Raw genomic sequence first — 917 nt, 5'->3', positions numbered from 1 at the left:
TGGCTAAAGAAAAATTTGAACGTAGCAAACCTCACGTCAACGTTGGCACTATCGGTCACGTTGACCATGGTAAAACCACGCTGACCGCCGCTCTGACTCGCGTTTGCTCCGAAGTTTTCGGTAGCGCCGTAGTTGCTTTCGACAAGATCGACAGCGCGCCGGAAGAGAAGGCTCGTGGTATCACCATCAACACTGCGCACGTTGAGTACAACTCTTCGATTCGCCACTACGCGCACGTTGACTGCCCGGGTCACGCTGACTATGTGAAGAACATGATCACCGGTGCTGCGCAGATGGACGGCGCTATCCTGGTTTGCTCCGCTGCTGACGGCCCGATGCCGCAGACTCGCGAGCACATCCTGCTGTCCCGTCAGGTAGGTGTTCCGTACATCGTTGTCTTCCTGAACAAGGCTGACATGGTTGACGACGCCGAGCTGCTGGAGCTGGTGGAAATGGAAGTGCGTGACCTGCTCAGCACTTACGATTTCCCGGGCGACGACACTCCGATCATCATCGGTTCGGCTCTGATGGCGCTGAATGGTCAAGACGACAACGAGATGGGCACCACTGCCGTCAAGAAGTTGGTTGAGACTCTGGACAGCTACATCCCAGATCCAGTGCGCGCTATCGACAAGCCGTTCCTGATGCCAATCGAAGACGTGTTCTCGATCTCCGGTCGTGGCACCGTGGTAACTGGCCGTATCGAGCGTGGCATCATCAAGATCCAGGAAGAACTGGAAATTGTTGGTCTGCGTGATACCGTCAAAACCACCTGTACTGGTGTTGAGATGTTCCGCAAGCTGCTCGACGAAGGTCGTGCTGGTGAGAACTGCGGCGTTCTGCTGCGCGGCACCAAGCGTGACGACGTAGAGCGTGGTCAGGTTCTGGTCAAGCCGGGTTCTGTCAAGCCGCACACT

Annotated in this window: 1 protein-coding gene; it reads left to right on the top strand. The window is 56.3% G+C overall.

Translation table 11 applies throughout. The features are described 5' to 3' along the window. Positions 1 to 917, top strand: a 917-nt coding sequence (tuf, locus tag ACZ3GY_RS23635) for an elongation factor Tu (RefSeq protein WP_465912166.1), incomplete at both ends; no start/stop codon positions are given.

The sequence above is a fragment of the Pseudomonas sp. PME37.24/006 genome (genome assembly GCF_055556635.1).
This window is presented reverse-complemented; position numbering and strand designations above follow the sequence as displayed.